Origin of the sequence: Flavobacterium psychrotolerans, assembly GCF_003097635.1 — a bacterium.
Lineage (GTDB): Bacteria > Bacteroidota > Bacteroidia > Flavobacteriales > Flavobacteriaceae > Flavobacterium > Flavobacterium psychrotolerans.
Genome location: NZ_QCZI01000014.1, coordinates 52,960 through 71,460 on the forward strand (window position 1 = coordinate 52,960; position 18,501 = coordinate 71,460).

Genomic DNA, 18,501 nt, shown 5'->3' on the forward strand with positions numbered 1-18,501 from the left:
CAAAACTACTTAATTTAAAATTAGAAACTAATTTGGTTTCTTTGTAATCTCTTGTTTCAATGGAGATTTTAAGCCTTTATCCAAAAAACGAAAATTTTCACTAAAATCTATCAGACTTGATAAAAACAAATTTAATATTTTTCAACCCCTAAAAGCAACAACCACCAAAAAATAGGAATGCTTTCTACCCAAAAAGAAGTGTAATATTTAGAACGTTTTTCATTAGCAAAAAACAAAAAAAAGGCAATAACGACGGCAATAACAAAAATCAGAAGCAATTGAAAAATTGTATTTTGAAAATTAACATGATTAGTGACAGCGCTATTAAAAAATTCTAATCCAAAAAAAACAAGTAATAATAAATACCCTAACGTTTTGGTTTTTTTTACTCCTATTTGTTGCGGTACCGTTTGCAAATGGGGATCGTCATTCGCTAAATCAATAATTTCAAAAATAAGTACCAATACAAATATCAGGATGAATCGCTGCACACATTTCAAATAAAAATCGGAGGTGATTGATACATTGGCATTCAACAAAGGCAAAATCATGGTTACCCCTACCCAACTCAACGCCACAATATAAATTTTTACTCCAGCCCAATTTCTTGCATTTTTCCTATTTGGAAAAAAGGGAAGCGTATACAATAATGTGATGCCTAAAAAAACAATTGAGATTATTTGGGTAATACGCTGTAGTTGAAAAAAATAATAACCAACCATCGCAAAAGAAAAAATGCTAAAAACTGCAATCATTTTTAACTGGTTTCTCATTTGCAATCTTTTAGATCTAGCCAAAGCGTCATATTTCACAAAATTATAACCTACAATGGTTCCGAAAAAAGCAAAATTAGCTATTGGTTCGTCAAAAGAAATGCGAAACATATATTGGGTCATTCCCACTAAGGCATAACAGGACACCCCCACATGAATGCTACTGTTGATATAAAAATTAAATAATTGTCTCAAAACCCTCATCACACAAAAATAAACATTTATGAACAAAATAAACATCTGGTTGAAAAGTTGACAAAAATGGCCACTAAAAAATCCCTTTTAAATTATTTATAATACTTAATTTTGCACAACAAAAAACACAACTTATTTTAAATCATAATGAAAACAGATGCTTTTGCTTTAAGACATATTGGCCCAAGGGAAACGGACCTAAAACATATGTTGAAAACGATTGGAGTTGAATCAATCGAACAACTCGTTTATGAAACACTTCCGGACGACATTCGCTTAAAAGCACCTCTGAATTTAGACCCCGCCATGACCGAATATGAATTTGCAAACCATATTCAGCAATTGGGAAATAAGAACAAAATGTTTCAATCTTACATCGGATTAGGTTACAATCAAGCCATTGTTCCTGCAGTAATTCAAAGAAATATTTTCGAAAATCCGGGTTGGTATACCGCTTATACGCCTTATCAAGCCGAAATTGCACAAGGACGCCTTGAAGCTATTTTAAATTTCCAAACTATGGTTATCGAATTGACCGGAATGGAAATCGCAAACGCATCACTTTTAGACGAAGGTACTGCTGCTGCCGAAGCAATGTCATTGTTATTTGATGTTCGTTCGCGAGACCAAAAGAAAAACAACACCAATAAATTCTTCGTTTCTGAAGAAATACTGCCTCAAACGGTATCGGTTTTACAAACACGTTCCATGCCTATTGGTGTAGAATTAGTAATTGGAAACCACGAAACATTCGATTTTTCCTCTGACTTTTTTGGAGCTATTCTCCAATATCCAGGGAAATATGGGCAGGTTCATGACTATGCTTCATTTATAGCTAAGGCTGCTTCAAACGAAATAAAAGTGGCCGTTGCTGCAGATATTTTAAGTTTGGTGAAATTAACGCCGCCTGGAGAAATGGGAGCTGCTGTTGTGTTTGGAACAACGCAACGTTTTGGAATTCCATTGGGTTATGGCGGGCCACATGCAGCCTATTTTGCCACAAAAGACGAATACAAACGCAGTATGCCTGGAAGAATCATTGGGGTAACCGTGGATTCTAATGGGAACCGTGCTTTGCGTATGGCATTACAAACCCGAGAACAACACATCAAACGGGACAAAGCGACTTCAAACATCTGCACTGCTCAAGTATTACTATCGGTTATGGCTGGAATGTATGCCGTTTACCATGGGCCAAAAGGATTGCAATATATTGCCAATAAAGTACATGCTTCGGCAGCAACTTTGTCAAATGCATTAGAACATTTGGGATTGCTACAAACGAACACAGCTTTCTTTGACACCATCGTCATTAAAACCAATTCCGAAAAAGTTCGTGCAATTGCAGAACAAAACGAAGTTAACTTTTATTATGTTGATGAAAATACGGTTTCTATTTCTTTAAACGAAACGACAAGTATTGCCGACATTAATAAAATTATAGGGATTTTTGCTTCTGCAAATGGGAAGCAGGCCAATACCATTTCCGAATTAACACAAATTAATCACCTTCCTGAAAACCTTAATAGAACATCAACGTTCATGCAATATGAAGTTTTCAACAAATACCATTCAGAAACAGCATTAATGCGTTACATCAAAATGCTGGAACGCAAAGATTTGTCCTTAAATCACTCCATGATTTCACTAGGATCTTGTACGATGAAATTGAATGCAGCCGCTGAAATGTTGCCTTTAAGCAATCCGCAGTGGAATAACATTCACCCTTTTGCTCCCTTAGACCAAGCTCAGGGATACCAAGAAATGTTGACGAAATTGGAACAACAATTAAACATAATTACTGGTTTTTCAGGAACGACTTTGCAACCCAATTCTGGTGCTCAAGGCGAATATGCCGGATTAATGGTGATTCGTGCGTATCATCAATCAAGAGGCGACCATCATAGAAACATCGCTTTAATTCCGTCATCGGCACATGGAACAAATCCAGCCTCGGCAGCCATGGCAGGAATGAAAGTGATTGTAACCAAAACGTTGGAGAACGGAAATATCGATGTGGAAGATTTGCGTGAAAAAGCAATACTTCACAAGGATGAACTTTCCTGTTTAATGGTAACATATCCATCGACTCACGGTGTTTTTGAAAGTGCCATTAAAGAAATCACGCAATTAATCCACGATAATGGAGGTCAAGTTTACATGGATGGAGCCAACATGAATGCACAAGTAGGATTGACCAATCCTGCCACCATTGGAGCTGACGTTTGTCACTTGAACTTACATAAAACATTTGCCATTCCGCACGGTGGCGGAGGTCCGGGCGTTGGTCCAATTTGTGTAGCACCGCAACTAGTTCCGTTTTTACCAACAAATCCAGTGATTCCAACTGGCGGAGAACACGCTATTTCTGCTATTTCTGCCGCTCCTTGGGGTTCGGCTTTGGTTTGTTTGATTTCTTATGGATACATCTGCATGCTGGGTGAGGAAGGTTTAAAACAATCAACCCAACATGCGATTTTGAATGCCAACTACATTAAAGAAAAATTAAACGGCCATTACGATACCTTATATTCAGGCGAAATGGGTCGGGCGGCTCACGAGATGATTCTAGAATGTCGTCCATTCAAACAAAAAGGAATAGAAGTAACTGATATCGCCAAACGTCTAATGGATTATGGCTTTCATGCTCCAACAGTTTCCTTCCCAGTGGCAGGAACCTTAATGATCGAACCGACCGAAAGTGAAAATTTGGAAGAACTGGATCGTTTTTGTGATGCGATGATTGCCATCCGAACAGAAATTGAAGCTTCGACTTTGGAAGATAAAAACAATGTCCTGAAAAATTCCCCTCACACTTTAGCTATGCTAACTAGCGATACATGGGATTTCCCCTACACTCGTGAACAAGCGGCTTTCCCTTTGGATTACATTGCTGAGAATAAATTCTGGCCTACCGTTAGAAGAGCAGATGATGCGTATGGCGATAGAAATTTGGTTTGTAGTTGTGCTCCGATTGAAGCTTATATGGAAAATTAAATTCTTACAATAACAAAAAATGCCTCAAAAAAGGCATTTTTTTATTTTTAAAATTATGAGAGACGTACAAACTAGGGATGATTTGCATTTATTAATGAGTGCCTTTTATGTAAAACTACTTCGTGACACCAATATCAATTTCATATTTACCGAGGTGGCAAAAATAGACTTACAACCTCATTTGCTTGAATTGGTTGATTTTTGGGAAGAAATGCTCTTTAATACGGGTAGTTATAGAAAAAATGTGATGCAAATACATCAAGACGTTAATTCCAATTTAAAATTTTCTGAGGAACATTTTGCCATTTGGCTCAACTATTTCAACCTAACAATTGATGAAAATTTTTCAGGAACTATTGCTGAAAACATGAAAACCAGAGCTTTATCAATCGCGACGGTAATGAAAATAAAGCTGCGATAATTTTATTTTTATTATTAAATTAATTAAGGAAATCCACAAAAATAGATTATTCAATAATTATATGCGCGCATAATATAATTTATTGTATATTTCAATTATTTATCTTTAAATTTACATAAATTTTATCATAAACTTTCCAATGAACATAAAAATAACTGGAGTAGGTAGTTATATTCCTGAAGTAAAAGTAGCCAATACCGATTTTGACAAACATGTTTTCCTTAACGATGACGGGAGTCCGTTTGTCCAAACCAATGAAATTACTATTGGAAAATTTAAAGGCATTACGGGAATTGAGGAAAGACGCTATGCCGAACCAAGTCAATGCTCATCAGATTTAGCTTTCTTCGCAGCTCAAAAAGCGATCAAAAACGCTAATATAGACCCCGAAACTTTAGATTATATCATATTAGCCCATAATTTTGGCGACGTACAACCAAATACTATTCAAACCGATACAGTGCCCAGTTTGGCCACGCGTGTTAAACATAAATTACAAATTCAGAACCCTAAATGTGTCGCTTTTGATATCCTTTTTGGTTGTCCAGGCTGGATAGAGGGTGTCCTTCAAGCCAATGCGTTTATCAAATCCGGAATGGCGAAACGCTGCTTGGTTATTGGGGCAGAAACCCTTTCTAGAGTGGTTGATCCCCACGATAGAGACAGCATGATCTATTCAGACGGAGCTGGCGCTTCCGTCATTGAAGCCTCTGATGACGATTCTGGTTTATTATCCTATGAAAACGCAACTTACGCATTAGATGAAGCTCATTTTTTGTATTTTGGATGTTCCTTTAATAAGAATTTAGACCCCAATATTCGCTATATAAAAATGTATGGCCGAAAAATCTATGAATTTGCTTTAAGTCGAGTTCCGCAAGCCATGAAAGAGTGCTTGGATAAAAGTGGTATCGCAATTGAGGATGTCAAAAAAATCCTAATCCACCAGGCTAATGAAAAAATGGATGAGGCAATCGTGAATCGATTTTATAAATTATATGATAAAAAAATGCCGGAAGGAATCATGCCAATGACCATTACCAACTTAGGGAATAGTAGCGTTGCAACAATTCCAACCCTTTTCGACCTCCTTATTAACGGAAAAATCGAAAAGCAACAAATCCATAAAGGCGATGTTCTCATTTTTGCATCCGTAGGCGCCGGAATGAATGTCAACGCATTTGTATACCGATATTAATTTTTTTTTGAAGCTCATCCTGCTGTACGCTATATCTTTTCTTGCTTGACAGCAATCAAGAAAAGGATGCCGCTTCCATCAGGGCTAAAAAACCAATATGTACGAAAAAACATTTCCCAACAAAAGATTCAAACATACTTTAGAATTCTTAAAAAAGCACATTTCAACTTCAGAAACTATTTTAGATTTAGGTGTTGAAAATCCTTTTTCAAAAATAATGAAACAAGAAGGATTTTCAGTAATCAATACTACGGGTGAAGATTTAGACGGAAATCAAAATGTTTTTCAAAATCAAAAAACGGACGTTGTCACCGCTTTTGAGATCTTTGAACATTTACTAAATCCTTATACCATCCTTAACGAAATAAAATCCGAAAAACTTTTCATTTCTATCCCCATGCGATTGTGGTTTTCCCCTGCCTATCGCAGCAAAACCGACATGTGGGACAGACATTACCACGAATTTGAAGATTGGCAACTGGATTGGCTACTCGAAAAAACGGGTTGGAAAATCATCGATAGGCAAAAATGGACTAATCCTGTAAACAAAATTGGAATTCGTCCATTTTTAAGAAAATTTGTTAATAGATATTACATAATTTACGCAGAAAAACAAAAAATTTCTTAAAACTTTGCGACAAAAATATCTTTTTTACAAAAATGCCTTTTAAATTTTTACGCTTTAATTAAATTCAGCTAAATAATGTATTTCGTCGGACTTATTTGTTTTTAATCGAATTAATTTAGTAATATTGTTTCCAAGGTAATCAACCCACAAGAAATTAAAAAACCAAAATTATGAGAGCAATTTACACATCTGCTGCAGTATTATTATTTACATTTTCATTTGCCCAAAAACAATTTGTAGTTAGTTCCGCAGATAAATTTGGAGTAGTGAACGAGAACGGAATAGAAATCATCCCCACTAAATACAGTTCAGTAGAACCTTTTGATGAAATTCACCCTAATTGGTCTAAAGTAGGGGTTAATAACCTATTTGGTTTATATGACAAAAGCGGCAAATTAATGGTGGAAGCCAAATACGAATCAATAGAAAAATATGGCATTCAAACTAAAGGATGGGCACTAGTTAAAAAAGACGGGAAATTTGGTTTCATTGATGATTCGGGAAAAGAAATAGTATCTACAATTTATGATAAAGTAGGTGCTTTTGGAGAATATACAAAAGACTGGATGCTTGTTGAAGCAAAAGGTTTAAAAGGATTTGTTAATAAAGACGGAAGAATTGTTGTTCCCGTTAAGTATGTTGACATTTCAAAATTTGATGATGTCAAAAAGAACTGGGCTTTAGTTAAAGATCAAAAAGAAAAACTAGGATTTATTGATAAAACTGGTCTTGAAGTAATACCAGTGGTTTATGATAACATTACAGCTTTTGAAAGCAAAAAAGAAGCTACAGATATTCATTAATATTTTTTTTCATTCATAAAAAATGGGGATTTCTTTATAGGAATCCCCATTTTTTATGAAGTGAATTACTATTTTTACAATTCCAACGTGACGTTATATTTAATAAATGGATTTTTACATCATCATTCCTGCCCACAACGAAGAAAAACACATTGCATTGACCTTGCAATCCATACTTTCACAAACCCTTTTGCCTAAAAAAATAGTGGTGGTTAATGACAATTCCACTGATAAAACCGCCGCTATTGTTCTGGATTACATAAAGGAGCATTCTTCAATTTCCCTAATAAACGCGACTTCAAACGCCATTCATTTGCCAGGAAGCAAGGTGATACAGGCTTTCCATAAGGGATTTGAAACTTTAGACGACAAGTACGATTTTATTGTAAAATTGGACGCCGATTTAATTTTACCCAATACCTATTTTGAAACCATTAGCAACCATTTTAAATTGGATCCAAAAATAGGAATGGCGGGCGGATTTGCCTACATTGAGAAAAACGGGGAATGGATTCTGGAAAACCTAACTGACAAAGATCATATTCGCGGCGCGTTTAAAGCCTACAGGAAAGAATGTTTCCTCCAAATAGGAACCCTAAAACCAGCTATGGGTTGGGACACCGTTGACGAATTGCTGTGTAAATTCTATGGATGGAAAGTGGTAACCGACGAACGCTTAAAAGTAAAACACCTCAAACCCACCGGAGCCAACTACAACAAAACGGCACGCTACAAACAAGGAGAAGCTTTCTATACCTTAGGATATGGTTTTTTTATTACCGCGATAGCCTCGGCAAAACTGGCGATGATGAAAAAGAAACCCCTTTTGTTTTTAGATTATTTAAAAGGCTTTTGGAAAGCCCAATTTGCAAAAACGCCCTTATTGGTTACAAAGGACCAAGCCAAATTCATTAGAAAGTATCGCCTACAAAAAATGAAAGAGAAACTAATTCGGTAATTGGATTTTTGATCCGTCAAAAAAACTCCTGACCCACAACTTATAACTCCTAACTATTTTCGTACTTTCGCATATATATTAAATTTATGATGCTCATTCGTTACTTATCGCAAATTGGAAAATATTTTTTGATGTGGAAAGAAATTTTCAACAAGCCAACCAAATGGTCTGTTATGAAAGGCCTAATCTTCAAAGAAATCGATGACCTGATTATTGGATCTCTTGGAATTGCTGCTTTCATTTCCTTCTTTGTAGGGGGAGTTGTAGCCATTCAAACTGCCTTAAATTTAACCAGTCCGTTAATTCCTAAATACCTTATTGGTTATGCTACTAGGCAATCCATAATTTTAGAGTTTGCCCCCACTTTCATCTCCATTATCATGGCTGGGAAAATGGGTTCCTTCATCACCTCAAGCATCGGAACCATGAGAGTTACGGAACAAATTGACGCATTAGAAGTCATGGGGGTAAATTCATTGAATTATTTGGTTTTCCCCAAAATAATTGCCCTTTTATTATACCCATTTCTTATAGGAATTTCGATGTTTCTTGGCATTTTTGGGGGATTTTGCGCTAGTGTTTATGGTGGTTTTGGAAGCAGCGCCAACTTTATTGACGGTCTTCAACAGGATTTCATCCCTTTTCATATTACATATGCTTTTATAAAAACCTTCATTTTCGCCATACTTTTAGCCACTATACCTTCATTTCATGGGTATTACATGAAAGGTGGGGCACTTGAGGTGGGCAAAGCAAGTACCGTAGCCTTTGTTTGGACATCCGTTACTATTATTCTGCTAAATTATATTTTAACTCAATTACTATTAACCTAATGATAGAAGTCAAAAACATCGAAAAATCATTTGGAGACAGTAAAGTATTAAAAGGGGTTTCTACCATTTTTGAAACTGGAAAAACCAATTTAATTATTGGTCAAAGTGGATCCGGAAAAACTGTTTTGCTAAAAAGCCTATTGGGGATTCATACTCCAGATTCGGGAACTATTTCCTTTGACGGCAGAATATATTCGGAGTTGACTCCAGACGAAAAAAGAGAACTGAGAACTGAAATTGGCATGGTTTTTCAAGGAAGTGCTTTGTTTGACAGCATGACTGTGTCTGAAAACGTAGCATTCCCATTGCGAATGTTTACGCACAACTCCAAATCTGAAATTCAAGACAGAGTTGATTTTGTGTTGAAAAGAGTAAATTTAGTGGATGCACACCATAAACTTCCGTCTGAAATTTCGGGAGGAATGCAAAAAAGGGTCGCCATAGCAAGGGCAATAGTAAACAACCCAAAATATTTATTTTGCGACGAGCCCAACTCGGGATTAGACCCAAATTCCGCCATTTTAATTGACAATTTGATTGAAGAAATTACTCAAGAATACAACATCACTACAGTCATAAACACCCATGATATGAACTCGGTAATGGAAATTGGAGAGAAGATTATTTTTCTTAAAAACGGTTTAAAAGCATGGGAAGGAACCAGAGAAGAAATTTTTAGAACTGACAATGAAGCTATCGTAGAATTCGTATATTCTTCCAATTTATTTAAGAAAGTAAGGGAAGCTTATTTGAAGGAATAAAAAAAAGCGTTCACTGAGGCGAACGCTTTAAAATCATTTATTTTTCTACTTAAAAAGTTGTTTTTAGCTCGAAATCGTCAATAAAGCCTTTTTATAAATTTGGATAATATTTATCTATTGGCGTTTCAACTGACTGACAATTCCCTTTATTTCCTGCTCCTTACTTTTAGGATAAATCAATAAAACATTGTCTTTGTCTACCACAATAAAATCTTCTAATCCATCAATAATTACAAGTTTATCTTTTGCAGTGCTAATAATATTACTGGAAGCATTTTTAAGTAAAACCGTGGCATTTACCACCGCATTATTATTTTCATCCTTATCTAGTTTCTCATGTAAGGAACCCCAAGTTCCCAGATCATTCCAATCGAAAGTAGCAGGAAGGACAAACACGTTTTTAGCCGTTTCCATAACTGCATAATCAATAGAAACATTTTCGGCAAGCCCATAATTCGCTTCAATAAAAGACTGTTCTTCACCTGTATTATAACTTTCCCAACCTTTCAAAAACAAGGCATTCATTTGAGGTTGAAATTTTTCAAAAGCTTCCGTAATAGATTTTACACTCCAGATAAAAATTCCGCCATTCCACAAGAAATTACCACTGTCCAGAAAAGATTTCGCCGTTTCGTAATCTGGTTTTTCTCTAAACTGACTTACTTTCTTGATTGGTTTGGTGTCCGTTTTGTCAAATTCGATATAACCAAAACCTGTGTTTGGAAAAGTAGGTTGAATCCCTAAAGTCATCAAGGCATTTTCATTGGCACAATAATCAAAACATTGTTTTAAATTATCCGAAAATGATTGTTCATCTTCAATCCAATGGTCGCTGGGCGCAACAACCATAACGGCATCAGGGTTTTGTTTTTTTATTTTTAGTGACGCATATAAAATACAAGGTGCCGTATTACGCATCGCCGGTTCAAGCAATACCTGTTCCTGTTTTACCATAGGCAATTGCTCTAAAACAATAGCATTGTACTTTTCATTGGTTAAAATCAATATGTTTTCAACAGGTATCAATTGAGACAATCTGCTAAATGTTTTCTGAATCAAGGTATCCCCAGAACCCAGCATATCATGAAATTGCTTTGGAAATTCGGTGGTGCTCACTGGCCAAAATCGAGAACCTACTCCACCGGCCATTAAAATTGCGTAATAATTTTTATTCATTGATTTCAGTTTTTATCTAGTTAATAATTCTATTTCAGCATTTGGATTGAATAAGTACATTCGTCCCGAACTTACCTCAACACATTCGTATCGCTTCGTTCTTAACGCCCCTTTTTTGAAAATTTTCCCGTTGTGAATTCTAAAAACACTCCCATATGGAATTTCAAAGATATAATTTTTATCATTCTGTTGATCAAATTGTTTTAATGCTAACGATAAAGTTGCATCAGTATCACTGCTTGCAGAAGGATTTTTAAAATGCCTTGCCAATAAAGGCAACAAATGACTCGGAAAAATTTCAGGTCGTATATAGGGAACCATCATTATTTGGAAAGAATATTTCCATTCATTTCCATGGGGTTTAATGTTCCTTCCGAATTTTTCAAATGCCACTAGGTGCGAAATTTCATGTATGAGGGTAATCAAAAACTTGTATTTATTTAAACTGGCATTCACCGTAATTTCATGTTTCCCGCTCAACCCTTTTCTATAATCACCATGACGAGTCACACGTTCATTAACGATTTTAAGATGCACCTGATTTGAGACAATCAATTCAAAAACAGGTTTTACAGCGTGCTCGGGAATATATTTTGATAACGTTTCAATCAAAGTAGTTATGAATTATAAGTTATAAGTTTTTCTTTGTGGTGATGATTATACTTCTAATAATTTTTAAAACTACATTACTTTTTTCATGAATTGATTTAAAATCATTTTCTGAAATATACTCTGTCTCTTTCAATAACTCCAACCAATACATAGTTTCATCACACTCCTTTTGAGAAATAGATAGTTTATGAATGAAATCTGCTTTACTTTGAGCATTAACTACTTCACTAACATTTGCCCCAACTGAAGTTACAGACCGTAAAAACTGTTTGCTCATTACAAACTCTTTCTTATCTGCAACTAAATATTTATAAAAATTAACTCCACAAACAGCCAGTTCAAAACTCTTTTCCTTTATGATACTATCACTCATGATTTTCAATTTATTGTCAAGTTTTTCAACTCATAATTTATAACTCATAATTACTATGGTGTTGTTGAAGAAACTTGCAACACTTTTCCATTAAAATATTTATTTCCATTAAGAGTAAAATCAAAAATGTAATTGGCCATTTCGCTTGCCGTAATTGGAGCTTGATACCCTGGAAAGGCTTCGGCCAACATTTCCGTCTGAACGGAACCCAATGCCAAAACATTGAAAGCAATGCCTTGCTCCTTACACTCCTCTGCTAACAATTCGGACAAAGTGATAACCGCTCCCTTACTAGAACTATAAGCAGAAAGTCCCGCGAATTTCATACTTCCTTGAATCCCCCCCATGGAACTAATGGTAACCACATGGCTTCCTTTTTGCAAATAAGGCAAACAAATTCGGGTAAGATTGGCTACCCCAAAAACATTAACTTTGTAGATATTTTCGAATTCCTCAGAAGTAGTTTCGGCAAAAGGTTTCAGCAATAGCCTTCCGGCATTGTGGATTACTGCATCAACATTTTTCCAGGTTGAGAAAAGAAAATCGTTGACCTGAACCAACTCCTCTTCCTTTGATATATCGACGGAAAGACAGGTTATATTTTCCTGTCCCAACAAGGTTTGGGAAATGTTTCTTGACAAAGCTAAAACTTGGTGGCCCGCATGGGCAAATTGTAAAGCCAATTCATGCCCAATTCCTCTTGAGGTTCCGGTAATAATGATTTTTTTCATTTTCGGTTTTTGTAAGTCGTAAATATAAATCAATTTTTAATATTGAAATATTTTTTATAAAACTTAAATGTCTGAAAAAAAGCCATGGCCAGAAAAAACAATGGAATTAATGTCGAAAATAAATATTTGGATATTTTTTCGGAATTTTGGACAACCAAATTTAATCCCAAAATTAGTGCTAGCATACCTAAAAACGTACCTATTAACGTTCCAAGAACATACAATAATTTATACTTTTTTTCTACTGAGATAAATTGCGCATGGGTTAAATATAAGTTCCATCCAATCCAAAAAGGAATTTGTATAAAATTAAAACTACTCCAAATCACTCCAATAAGATATGGTGAATGATCAAGATATTTCGTTGTCATTACAGGACTGGAAGTTCCCATATGGGATTGTGAATAAAAAGAATATGCTAACAATAACATAAAGAATATAGAAAACCCATCGATGATTTTGATTAATTTTCTTTCATTTGATAGCCGTTCGGCGAAAATTAAAGTAAAATAAACAACAAAAACTTCAATAGATATCACGCCAAATAAGTATAGAATGACATTATTTATTCCTAGCTTATTATAGATTTGGAGCCCAATAACATTCAAATAGCCTAAAGGAATAGAACCAACAAAGCTTACTAAGAAACCAACTAGTATGTTTTTTACCCCATCCAATTTTAGAAATTTAGAATTTTCTTGTTTTGCTGAATATGCAAACGGTATTCATGCATCCCTACTTTATGGGGTAAATATGAAATTCCTTTATTGTGATTTATAACACTGATTTCATACATATACCTAATGTGCTTACCCAATTCTCTCCATGCAAAAAAGACAGAATGTTTGGGATCATAAATGTGGGTTGGCTCACTTGCCGCACCATTTAATTCTACAATTGAGAAGTTTTCTCCTCGCTCTAATTCTTCCAAAGTATTGTACATGACATCCAATCTTCCAAAATAAAAATCAGGTATTTGCAGGCAGACTTCATTAATAGTTTGGGTTAATTCTGGTGTTATCCAATGGCTTCCGTCAATGAATTTGGCGCCGCGAATGTGGTTTCCATATGGCACTAAATTTCTTTGCTCCCCTTTAAGCAAAACGCTTTGAAGACGATTCCCGTATTCCTTTTGCAATACTTTTAATTGCATTTCGTGACGTGGATTTTTTCGGATTAGAGTTTCTATAGTTGCCACTCCATCACCAGTGACAACTAAAAATTCCTTGGCAACAATCCCCGTGATTTTCCCTGTCTTTTCATCTGGATATCGCACATAGAAAATTCCGATTTCATTAGCATATGGAATTAAATCTTGAATCAAATAATCAAAATTTGCTTTTTCAGAATACGATTTTAATTCCTCTTGATTATTGATTTTTTTTACTGCCGATCCTCTCAAACCAATGTCAGGTTTTGCAATAAATGGGTATTGAATTTGCTTTTTTTCTATAGTTTTCAAGATCGTGTCAAACGAAATTCCTTCTTCTATTAGCTCCGTTTTAGGATAATACTGTTGAGGAATTAAATTATAAATTGCTTTTTTGCTTTCCATGATGAATCCACCATTTTTGATACTTGGATTAGATGCATTAAAAAAGAAAATCGATTTAGTTTTCAAAGCATAATAAGTCCACAAAAAAAAGATAGGGAAATAGACAATTTCCATAGGCCAATATTCCCAATGCAATATTTTATGAAAGAATAATTTCAAAATAATTTAAATAATTACAAATGAATTCACAAATGTGTTATGATTTAACAAATCAAAATGAGACAATTCTACTTTATTTTGTTCAATTACAGCTTGTGTAATACTCAAGGTTTTGAGAGTGTCGTTTCTGTTAATTACCAAACCGTTTTCTTTATTACTTTCATTATTACACCTATGAAAACGGATTAGTTCTTCTTCATTTGCCTCTGGTATAGCTTTTAAAAATTGATAAAACCAAGTGGCCCTTTTATCCCTTATTTCTTGAGAATATAAAGTGGAAGAAGACCAAATATAATTCTGTTTTTCGTTTATCTGAACTAATTCTTTTTCCAATCCATCCCATCGCAATTGATACAGTTTTTGCGTTTGATACAAAACTAAAGTAAAAGGTTCAATATTATTTAAATTAATTGATTCCCAAATCATTAAAGAAAAATCGCTACTAATGATATCCAATACGATTAAACCGCGACTTTTTCGGTACGGCGGTTGCCATTGATGTTTTTCGGAAGCGCCATTTAGCAAAACCAAAACCGTGGTATTTTCAGCGACCGCAAACCAAGTACCACCCGCTTTAGGGTCTTTGGGAAAAATGATTCTTTTGTTGTTTATTAGATAATTTTTAGGCAAAATTGCTGGACGAGACACTTGTTCATCCCGATTGGAGGTGATGATTACTTTACCGTTGGAACAAACAAAACTTACTGTGCACATTGTTTCCTATATTCTATTGTGGAACGAGCTACTCCAAAATTTTCATGTACAAGAATTTCTTCATGCCGCAAGATGGCGACTTTAATTAATGCCTGATGATGAATACAGTGTTCTAAATTATAAAGCAATTCCCTAAAGTAATTGCTTTCAATAACAACTGGCTCATTATCTACTACTTGTTGTAATTCTATTTTTTTATTCGGTTTTTCTAAACTGTTAATAATCCCTCTAATTCTGGAAATAGCAAATTCAGTATTGGTTTGGACATGAATATTACGCTCCCGATGATCGTAATTTACAATCCCGGTATCGTATTGATTTTCTAAACATTGGAACATTTCTATAATATGCCGACTGTGTTCACCAATGCTGGCCTGACTTAATTCGAAACAAGGATTTGAATATTCCTTATCGGAAAGTTGCTGAAGTAAACCTATCAATTCATTCAAACTATTATGTATGGAAGGTATTAACATAATTGAAATTTTAACAATTTAGGAATCTTTTTTTGAAAAGCTAGAACTGCACAACAAATAAACGTTATAATTGCTAAACTAAAAAGCACTCCGCCATCATTTTGGACCGATATCCCAATAACAAAAAGGTGTGAAGCTATAGCTCCTGCCATCGTACCCATTCCTAAAATTGCGCCTATTAAAGTGGTTCGAGGAATCAAAATTAAAATAGAAGCCACTAATTCAACCATCCCCGAGGCAATCCTGCCAAAAGATTCAACGCCTAATTTTGTAAAAATATACACACTTTCTTCGGCTCCCGTGAATTTAAAGAATAACGTTTGTACTAAAATAACAACGACCACCCATTTTATAATCCACACAAATATATTTTTTTTCATTATTTTATAATTTTTTTCCAGTTATTCTCCGCTTTTGCTTTCAAGTTAACCTCATCCTTATTCCAACTTTTTAAGGTATTATTGAAATAGGCGTTATAAAACAAATACAATTTCCCGTCAATGATTTTAAAAGTATTGGGATCAACTTCCACTTTTTCTGCTGAACTTCCCATAGCATACGCACACCAGCCACCAAATTGCGGTTCAAAACTTACAGGGTTTTTAATAAAAACATCTTTGTTAGCTGGAGTCGAAAAATAATAAATTACTCCTTCATAAATTAAAGACACCCCAACCGTTCCTTTAACGGCTTTATTCTTTTTGAAATAAGCCACAGGATCATATCCATGAATGGCCACTTTGTTTTCTAAATTGAATTCCCTCACTCTTTTTGCAGCAGTTTGCGCAAATGTTGTTGCAGCACATAAAGTTACAAGTAAAATTAAAAATTGTTTTTTCATTGTCATAAAGATTCCGTTTTAATACTACAAAGATAAATGGTCTAAAAAAAAGTGTCTGTCGGCTACTTTACATTTGAAGAATTAAAATCAAAATATAATATTATATTGAACCCCTATAACATATTTTCGAGTCAATCCATCTGGACGAACAGCTCTAACCACAAATGGAGTTGCTAAAGAAAGTTCAATGCTATTGCGTGTGTCAAAATTGTATGTAGCAATTAAATTTCCGTTAATCGTTAATCCATCAGAATCCGGAATGGTTTCTCTATTACTAAAAATTGTTTCATAACTATCTTCTCCAAGATGGTAAATAAATAAAATATTCGGTTTAAAAATAACTTTTTGATGCACCGTTTTTATGGTGTGAGTTACTCTCAACAAAGCGTCCGATTTGCGCACAAATAAATTAGTTGAAGGAAAATCACCAGTTCCAGAAAATTCTTTGAAATACGAATTTTTGTTATTGTTAAAAACTGGGATTTGGATTGAGGCATTAAAATCCCATTTTCTATATTTCAAATTGGCTCCAAGAAACAAATCAAATGTTCCCAAACTCGATTGGTAGTCCAAAGAAAGGGAATAACCATTGATTTTTTTGTTGGAACTTGTAAACGGAAATTTCCACCCCATTAAAGTACTCCATTGTTTGTTCTTTCTTTCTTTGAACGTATAATTTCCAATCAAGTAGGCATCACCAAAAGAAGCTCTTGTTCCAAAATTCCCATTAGCGGTAGAGAAAGTAACTTTACATCCTAACGAAAAAGCATTATTTATCTTTCTTGAAAAGGAAATATAAGGAGAAAAATAAGTGATATCCGATTTGCCGGCTCCAAAAACAGTAGCAATTTCAACATTGTTTTTCAACACATTCCCTGTTGGTTTAAATCCATTTCCAACAGAACAAATTCCTGCATCACTGCACCCTTGTCCATGAATAAAAATTGTGGTTAAAAAAAATGTTAGCACCCAAAATGTCTTTTTCATCCTATCTATTTTTTTGTTAATTCTGCAACAGCAAATAAATGATTGTATTGCTGACAATGAATGAGCACATAGCTATAGACCGACACATCGACATTTTGAGGAACGGTATAGACCGTTTCGGTAGTCAAATTTCCTAAATTAACAAAGTCGATGGGAGTGTTTGATTTTGATAAATACACTTTTAAATCCGGTCCTTCAGATATACTAAAATCATCCAATTCCAATTGGAACTGATTGTTCTCTAAATAAATTTTCGCCGCTCCAGTTACTTTTATACGATTGGTAGGCACTAACATCCCTTCGTATTTTAAAACTGAATTTGAAGCGTCAATCATTTTCTGAATTCCGTCTCGTGTTAAATCTCCTTGTACTTCACAAGACAAAAACAAGAGTAAAATTGGAAGTAATAAAAAGTGTGTTTTCATAGCTATACATTTGATTATCAATTTTAATAAATCAAAAGTAATTCGACATGGTAAATGAAAATGTCAGCTACTTTACAATGGGGACAAAATAATGCTACAACTTAGAAAAATCATCAATCAAAATTTCTTTCCTATTGTAATAAATCAATTGTTTATCCTCCATTTCATTAAGCAATTGCGTGGCTGTTTGGCGTGAAGTACCTATGATTTGGGCAATATCTGCTTGGGTAAGGTAATTTTCAATTGTTACTTTATTTCCATTAAAATGCCCTTCTCTTTCAGCCCATTCCCTTAGAAAAGTATGCAATCGTGTTTTAGCGTCTTTAGAAATCAAATTAGAATAATTATTCTTGATACGCTTCATTTTTAAACCTACAAATTTGGTATAAGTTAAGGCTAGATTGGGATTTTTCAGCATTAAATCTTCAAAATCAGAAAGTAAGAAACTACAAATCGAAACTTCATCAGTTAATGCTTTAGCATATTCATTAGAGTTTTTATCGCTTTCTAAAGTCAATTCTCCAAACAAATCCCCTTTTTGAATAATATCTTTTATCATCTCATTTCCGTTCTCGTCAATAGATACAATTTTAATATTACCCTTTTTAAGCAAAAAAATTCTTGGAACGTCACTGGAAGAAAAATAAATAATATCGCCTTTTTTAGCTTTTTTGAATCCCGTTATAATACACAATTGCTTTATTTGTGACATACTTAATGTCCAAAACAACTTGTGATCACGTAAGTACCAATATTTTAATTCTTCATACATAGGGTAAAATCATAGGGTGTAAATGTATATAAATTTTCAAAATAAATTAAACTACTCCTAATAATGTCTGATTCAATCTATAAATTTCAATCAACAGGTATTCAAAATATTTT

Annotated in this window: 22 protein-coding genes; 8 read left to right on the plus strand and 14 right to left on the minus strand. The window is 34.4% G+C overall.

What is annotated here, in order from left to right:
* Nucleotides 1-131 precede the first annotated feature (131 nt).
* On the minus strand, nt 132-977 hold the full coding sequence (locus tag DB895_RS11080; RefSeq protein WP_116725464.1) for a UbiA prenyltransferase family protein: 846 nt from the start codon (nt 975-977) through the stop codon (nt 132-134).
* 138 nt (nt 978-1,115) lie between these two features.
* On the opposite strand from DB895_RS11080, the gene gcvP reads away from it, so the two are divergent.
* The 8 genes from gcvP (at nt 1,116) to DB895_RS11120 (ending at nt 9,567) form a co-directional block, all read left to right on the plus strand.
* Nucleotides 1,116-3,965 (plus strand): aminomethyl-transferring glycine dehydrogenase, encoded by a 2,850-nt coding sequence (gene gcvP, locus DB895_RS11085; protein ID WP_116725430.1) that lies wholly within the window; start codon nt 1,116-1,118, stop codon nt 3,963-3,965.
* A 55-nt stretch (nt 3,966-4,020) separates the two neighbouring features.
* Nucleotides 4,021-4,386, plus strand: a complete 366-nt coding sequence (locus DB895_RS11090) for a group III truncated hemoglobin (RefSeq protein WP_116725465.1) — start codon at nt 4,021-4,023, stop codon at nt 4,384-4,386.
* A gap of 139 nt (nt 4,387-4,525) precedes the next feature.
* Nucleotides 4,526-5,584 (plus strand): 3-oxoacyl-ACP synthase III family protein, encoded by a 1,059-nt coding sequence (locus tag DB895_RS11095; RefSeq protein WP_116725431.1) that lies wholly within the window; start codon nt 4,526-4,528, stop codon nt 5,582-5,584.
* A gap of 97 nt (nt 5,585-5,681) precedes the next feature.
* Nucleotides 5,682-6,212 carry a methyltransferase domain-containing protein gene (locus DB895_RS11100; RefSeq protein WP_116725432.1) on the plus strand — a complete coding sequence of 177 codons (531 nt, stop codon included), beginning with the start codon at nt 5,682-5,684 and terminating at the stop codon, nt 6,210-6,212.
* A 170-nt stretch (nt 6,213-6,382) separates the two neighbouring features.
* Nucleotides 6,383-7,015 carry a WG repeat-containing protein gene (locus tag DB895_RS11105; RefSeq protein ID WP_116725433.1) on the plus strand — a complete coding sequence of 211 codons (633 nt, stop codon included), beginning with the start codon at nt 6,383-6,385 and terminating at the stop codon, nt 7,013-7,015.
* Between the two features lie 106 nt (nt 7,016-7,121).
* Nucleotides 7,122-7,973, plus strand: a complete 852-nt coding sequence (locus DB895_RS11110; protein WP_116725434.1) for a glycosyltransferase — start codon at nt 7,122-7,124, stop codon at nt 7,971-7,973.
* Between the two features lie 86 nt (nt 7,974-8,059).
* Nucleotides 8,060-8,806: an MlaE family ABC transporter permease gene (locus DB895_RS11115; protein ID WP_116725435.1), complete on the plus strand. Its 747-nt coding sequence runs from the start codon at nt 8,060-8,062 to the stop codon at nt 8,804-8,806.
* Nucleotides 8,806-9,567, plus strand: a complete 762-nt coding sequence (locus DB895_RS11120; protein ID WP_116725436.1) for an ABC transporter ATP-binding protein — start codon at nt 8,806-8,808, stop codon at nt 9,565-9,567. The genes DB895_RS11115 and DB895_RS11120 overlap by 1 nt, the downstream gene beginning before the upstream one ends.
* Before the next feature lie 114 nt (nt 9,568-9,681).
* Here DB895_RS11120 and DB895_RS11125 read toward each other — a convergent pair whose 3' ends face one another.
* The 13 genes from DB895_RS11125 to DB895_RS11185 all read right to left on the minus strand — a co-directional run bounded on the left by DB895_RS11125 (nt 9,682) and on the right by DB895_RS11185 (nt 18,328).
* Complete coding sequence (locus tag DB895_RS11125) at nt 9,682-10,743, minus strand: mannose-1-phosphate guanylyltransferase (RefSeq protein WP_116725437.1); 1,062 nt, start codon at nt 10,741-10,743, stop codon at nt 9,682-9,684.
* 12 nt (nt 10,744-10,755) lie between these two features.
* Nucleotides 10,756-11,355 (minus strand): SprT-like domain-containing protein, encoded by a 600-nt coding sequence (locus DB895_RS11130; protein WP_116725438.1) that lies wholly within the window; start codon nt 11,353-11,355, stop codon nt 10,756-10,758.
* 19 nt (nt 11,356-11,374) lie between these two features.
* Entirely contained in the window at nt 11,375-11,728 is a 354-nt protein-coding gene (locus tag DB895_RS11135; protein WP_116725439.1) for a four helix bundle protein, read from the minus strand.
* Nucleotides 11,729-11,781: 53 nt separating this feature from the next.
* Nucleotides 11,782-12,459 carry an SDR family NAD(P)-dependent oxidoreductase gene (locus DB895_RS11140; RefSeq protein WP_116725440.1) on the minus strand — a complete coding sequence of 226 codons (678 nt, stop codon included), beginning with the start codon at nt 12,457-12,459 and terminating at the stop codon, nt 11,782-11,784.
* A 29-nt stretch (nt 12,460-12,488) separates the two neighbouring features.
* Nucleotides 12,489-13,136, minus strand: a complete 648-nt coding sequence (locus tag DB895_RS11145; protein WP_116725441.1) for a hypothetical protein — start codon at nt 13,134-13,136, stop codon at nt 12,489-12,491.
* A 2-nt stretch (nt 13,137-13,138) separates the two neighbouring features.
* The gene (locus DB895_RS11150; protein WP_116725442.1) at nt 13,139-14,173 is read right to left on the minus strand and encodes an ATP-grasp domain-containing protein; all 1,035 of its coding nucleotides are present in this window, start codon (nt 14,171-14,173) and stop codon (nt 13,139-13,141) included.
* A 6-nt stretch (nt 14,174-14,179) separates the two neighbouring features.
* Nucleotides 14,180-14,887, minus strand: a complete 708-nt coding sequence (locus DB895_RS11155) for an NRDE family protein (RefSeq protein ID WP_116725443.1) — start codon at nt 14,885-14,887, stop codon at nt 14,180-14,182.
* Nucleotides 14,875-15,363 (minus strand): DinB family protein, encoded by a 489-nt coding sequence (locus tag DB895_RS11160; protein ID WP_116725444.1) that lies wholly within the window; start codon nt 15,361-15,363, stop codon nt 14,875-14,877. The genes DB895_RS11155 and DB895_RS11160 overlap by 13 nt, the downstream gene beginning before the upstream one ends.
* Nucleotides 15,357-15,743 carry a DoxX family protein gene (locus DB895_RS11165; protein WP_116725445.1) on the minus strand — a complete coding sequence of 129 codons (387 nt, stop codon included), beginning with the start codon at nt 15,741-15,743 and terminating at the stop codon, nt 15,357-15,359. Before DB895_RS11165 ends, DB895_RS11160 begins: the two co-directional genes overlap by 7 nt.
* Nucleotides 15,743-16,210, minus strand: a complete 468-nt coding sequence (locus tag DB895_RS11170) for a YHS domain-containing (seleno)protein (RefSeq protein WP_243694666.1) — start codon at nt 16,208-16,210, stop codon at nt 15,743-15,745. The genes DB895_RS11165 and DB895_RS11170 overlap by 1 nt, the downstream gene beginning before the upstream one ends.
* Before the next feature lie 81 nt (nt 16,211-16,291).
* Nucleotides 16,292-17,191 (minus strand): hypothetical protein, encoded by a 900-nt coding sequence (locus tag DB895_RS11175; protein ID WP_116725446.1) that lies wholly within the window; start codon nt 17,189-17,191, stop codon nt 16,292-16,294.
* Between the two features lie 5 nt (nt 17,192-17,196).
* The gene (locus tag DB895_RS11180; protein WP_116725447.1) at nt 17,197-17,616 is read right to left on the minus strand and encodes a DM13 domain-containing protein; all 420 of its coding nucleotides are present in this window, start codon (nt 17,614-17,616) and stop codon (nt 17,197-17,199) included.
* A gap of 94 nt (nt 17,617-17,710) precedes the next feature.
* On the minus strand, nt 17,711-18,328 hold the full coding sequence (locus tag DB895_RS11185) for a Crp/Fnr family transcriptional regulator (protein ID WP_243694667.1): 618 nt from the start codon (nt 18,326-18,328) through the stop codon (nt 17,711-17,713).
* Nucleotides 18,329-18,501: the final 173 nt, after the last annotated feature.

Coding starts and splice junctions, on each gene's coding strand:
- DB895_RS11165 (WP_116725445.1), bottom strand. CDS start 15,743: ATGAAAAAAAATATATTTGTGTGGATTATAAAATGGGTGGTCGTTGTT.
- DB895_RS11155 (WP_116725443.1), bottom strand. CDS start 14,887: ATGTGCACAGTAAGTTTTGTTTGTTCCAACGGTAAAGTAATCATCACC.
- DB895_RS11095 (WP_116725431.1), top strand. CDS start 4,526: ATGAACATAAAAATAACTGGAGTAGGTAGTTATATTCCTGAAGTAAAA.
- DB895_RS11080 (WP_116725464.1), bottom strand. CDS start 977: ATGAGGGTTTTGAGACAATTATTTAATTTTTATATCAACAGTAGCATT.
- gcvP (WP_116725430.1), top strand. CDS start 1,116: ATGAAAACAGATGCTTTTGCTTTAAGACATATTGGCCCAAGGGAAACG.
- DB895_RS11135 (WP_116725439.1), bottom strand. CDS start 11,728: ATGAGTGATAGTATCATAAAGGAAAAGAGTTTTGAACTGGCTGTTTGT.
- DB895_RS11110 (WP_116725434.1), top strand. CDS start 7,122: ATGGATTTTTACATCATCATTCCTGCCCACAACGAAGAAAAACACATT.
- DB895_RS11115 (WP_116725435.1), top strand. CDS start 8,060: ATGATGCTCATTCGTTACTTATCGCAAATTGGAAAATATTTTTTGATG.
- DB895_RS11185 (WP_243694667.1), bottom strand. CDS start 18,328: ATGTCACAAATAAAGCAATTGTGTATTATAACGGGATTCAAAAAAGCT.
- DB895_RS11180 (WP_116725447.1), bottom strand. CDS start 17,616: ATGAAAACACACTTTTTATTACTTCCAATTTTACTCTTGTTTTTGTCT.
- DB895_RS11100 (WP_116725432.1), top strand. CDS start 5,682: ATGTACGAAAAAACATTTCCCAACAAAAGATTCAAACATACTTTAGAA.
- DB895_RS11125 (WP_116725437.1), bottom strand. CDS start 10,743: ATGAATAAAAATTATTACGCAATTTTAATGGCCGGTGGAGTAGGTTCT.
- DB895_RS11120 (WP_116725436.1), top strand. CDS start 8,806: ATGATAGAAGTCAAAAACATCGAAAAATCATTTGGAGACAGTAAAGTA.
- DB895_RS11140 (WP_116725440.1), bottom strand. CDS start 12,459: ATGAAAAAAATCATTATTACCGGAACCTCAAGAGGAATTGGGCATGAA.
- DB895_RS11090 (WP_116725465.1), top strand. CDS start 4,021: ATGAGAGACGTACAAACTAGGGATGATTTGCATTTATTAATGAGTGCC.
- DB895_RS11105 (WP_116725433.1), top strand. CDS start 6,383: ATGAGAGCAATTTACACATCTGCTGCAGTATTATTATTTACATTTTCA.
- DB895_RS11160 (WP_116725444.1), bottom strand. CDS start 15,363: ATGTTAATACCTTCCATACATAATAGTTTGAATGAATTGATAGGTTTA.
- DB895_RS11175 (WP_116725446.1), bottom strand. CDS start 17,191: ATGAAAAAGACATTTTGGGTGCTAACATTTTTTTTAACCACAATTTTT.
- DB895_RS11170 (WP_243694666.1), bottom strand. CDS start 16,210: ATGACAATGAAAAAACAATTTTTAATTTTACTTGTAACTTTATGTGCT.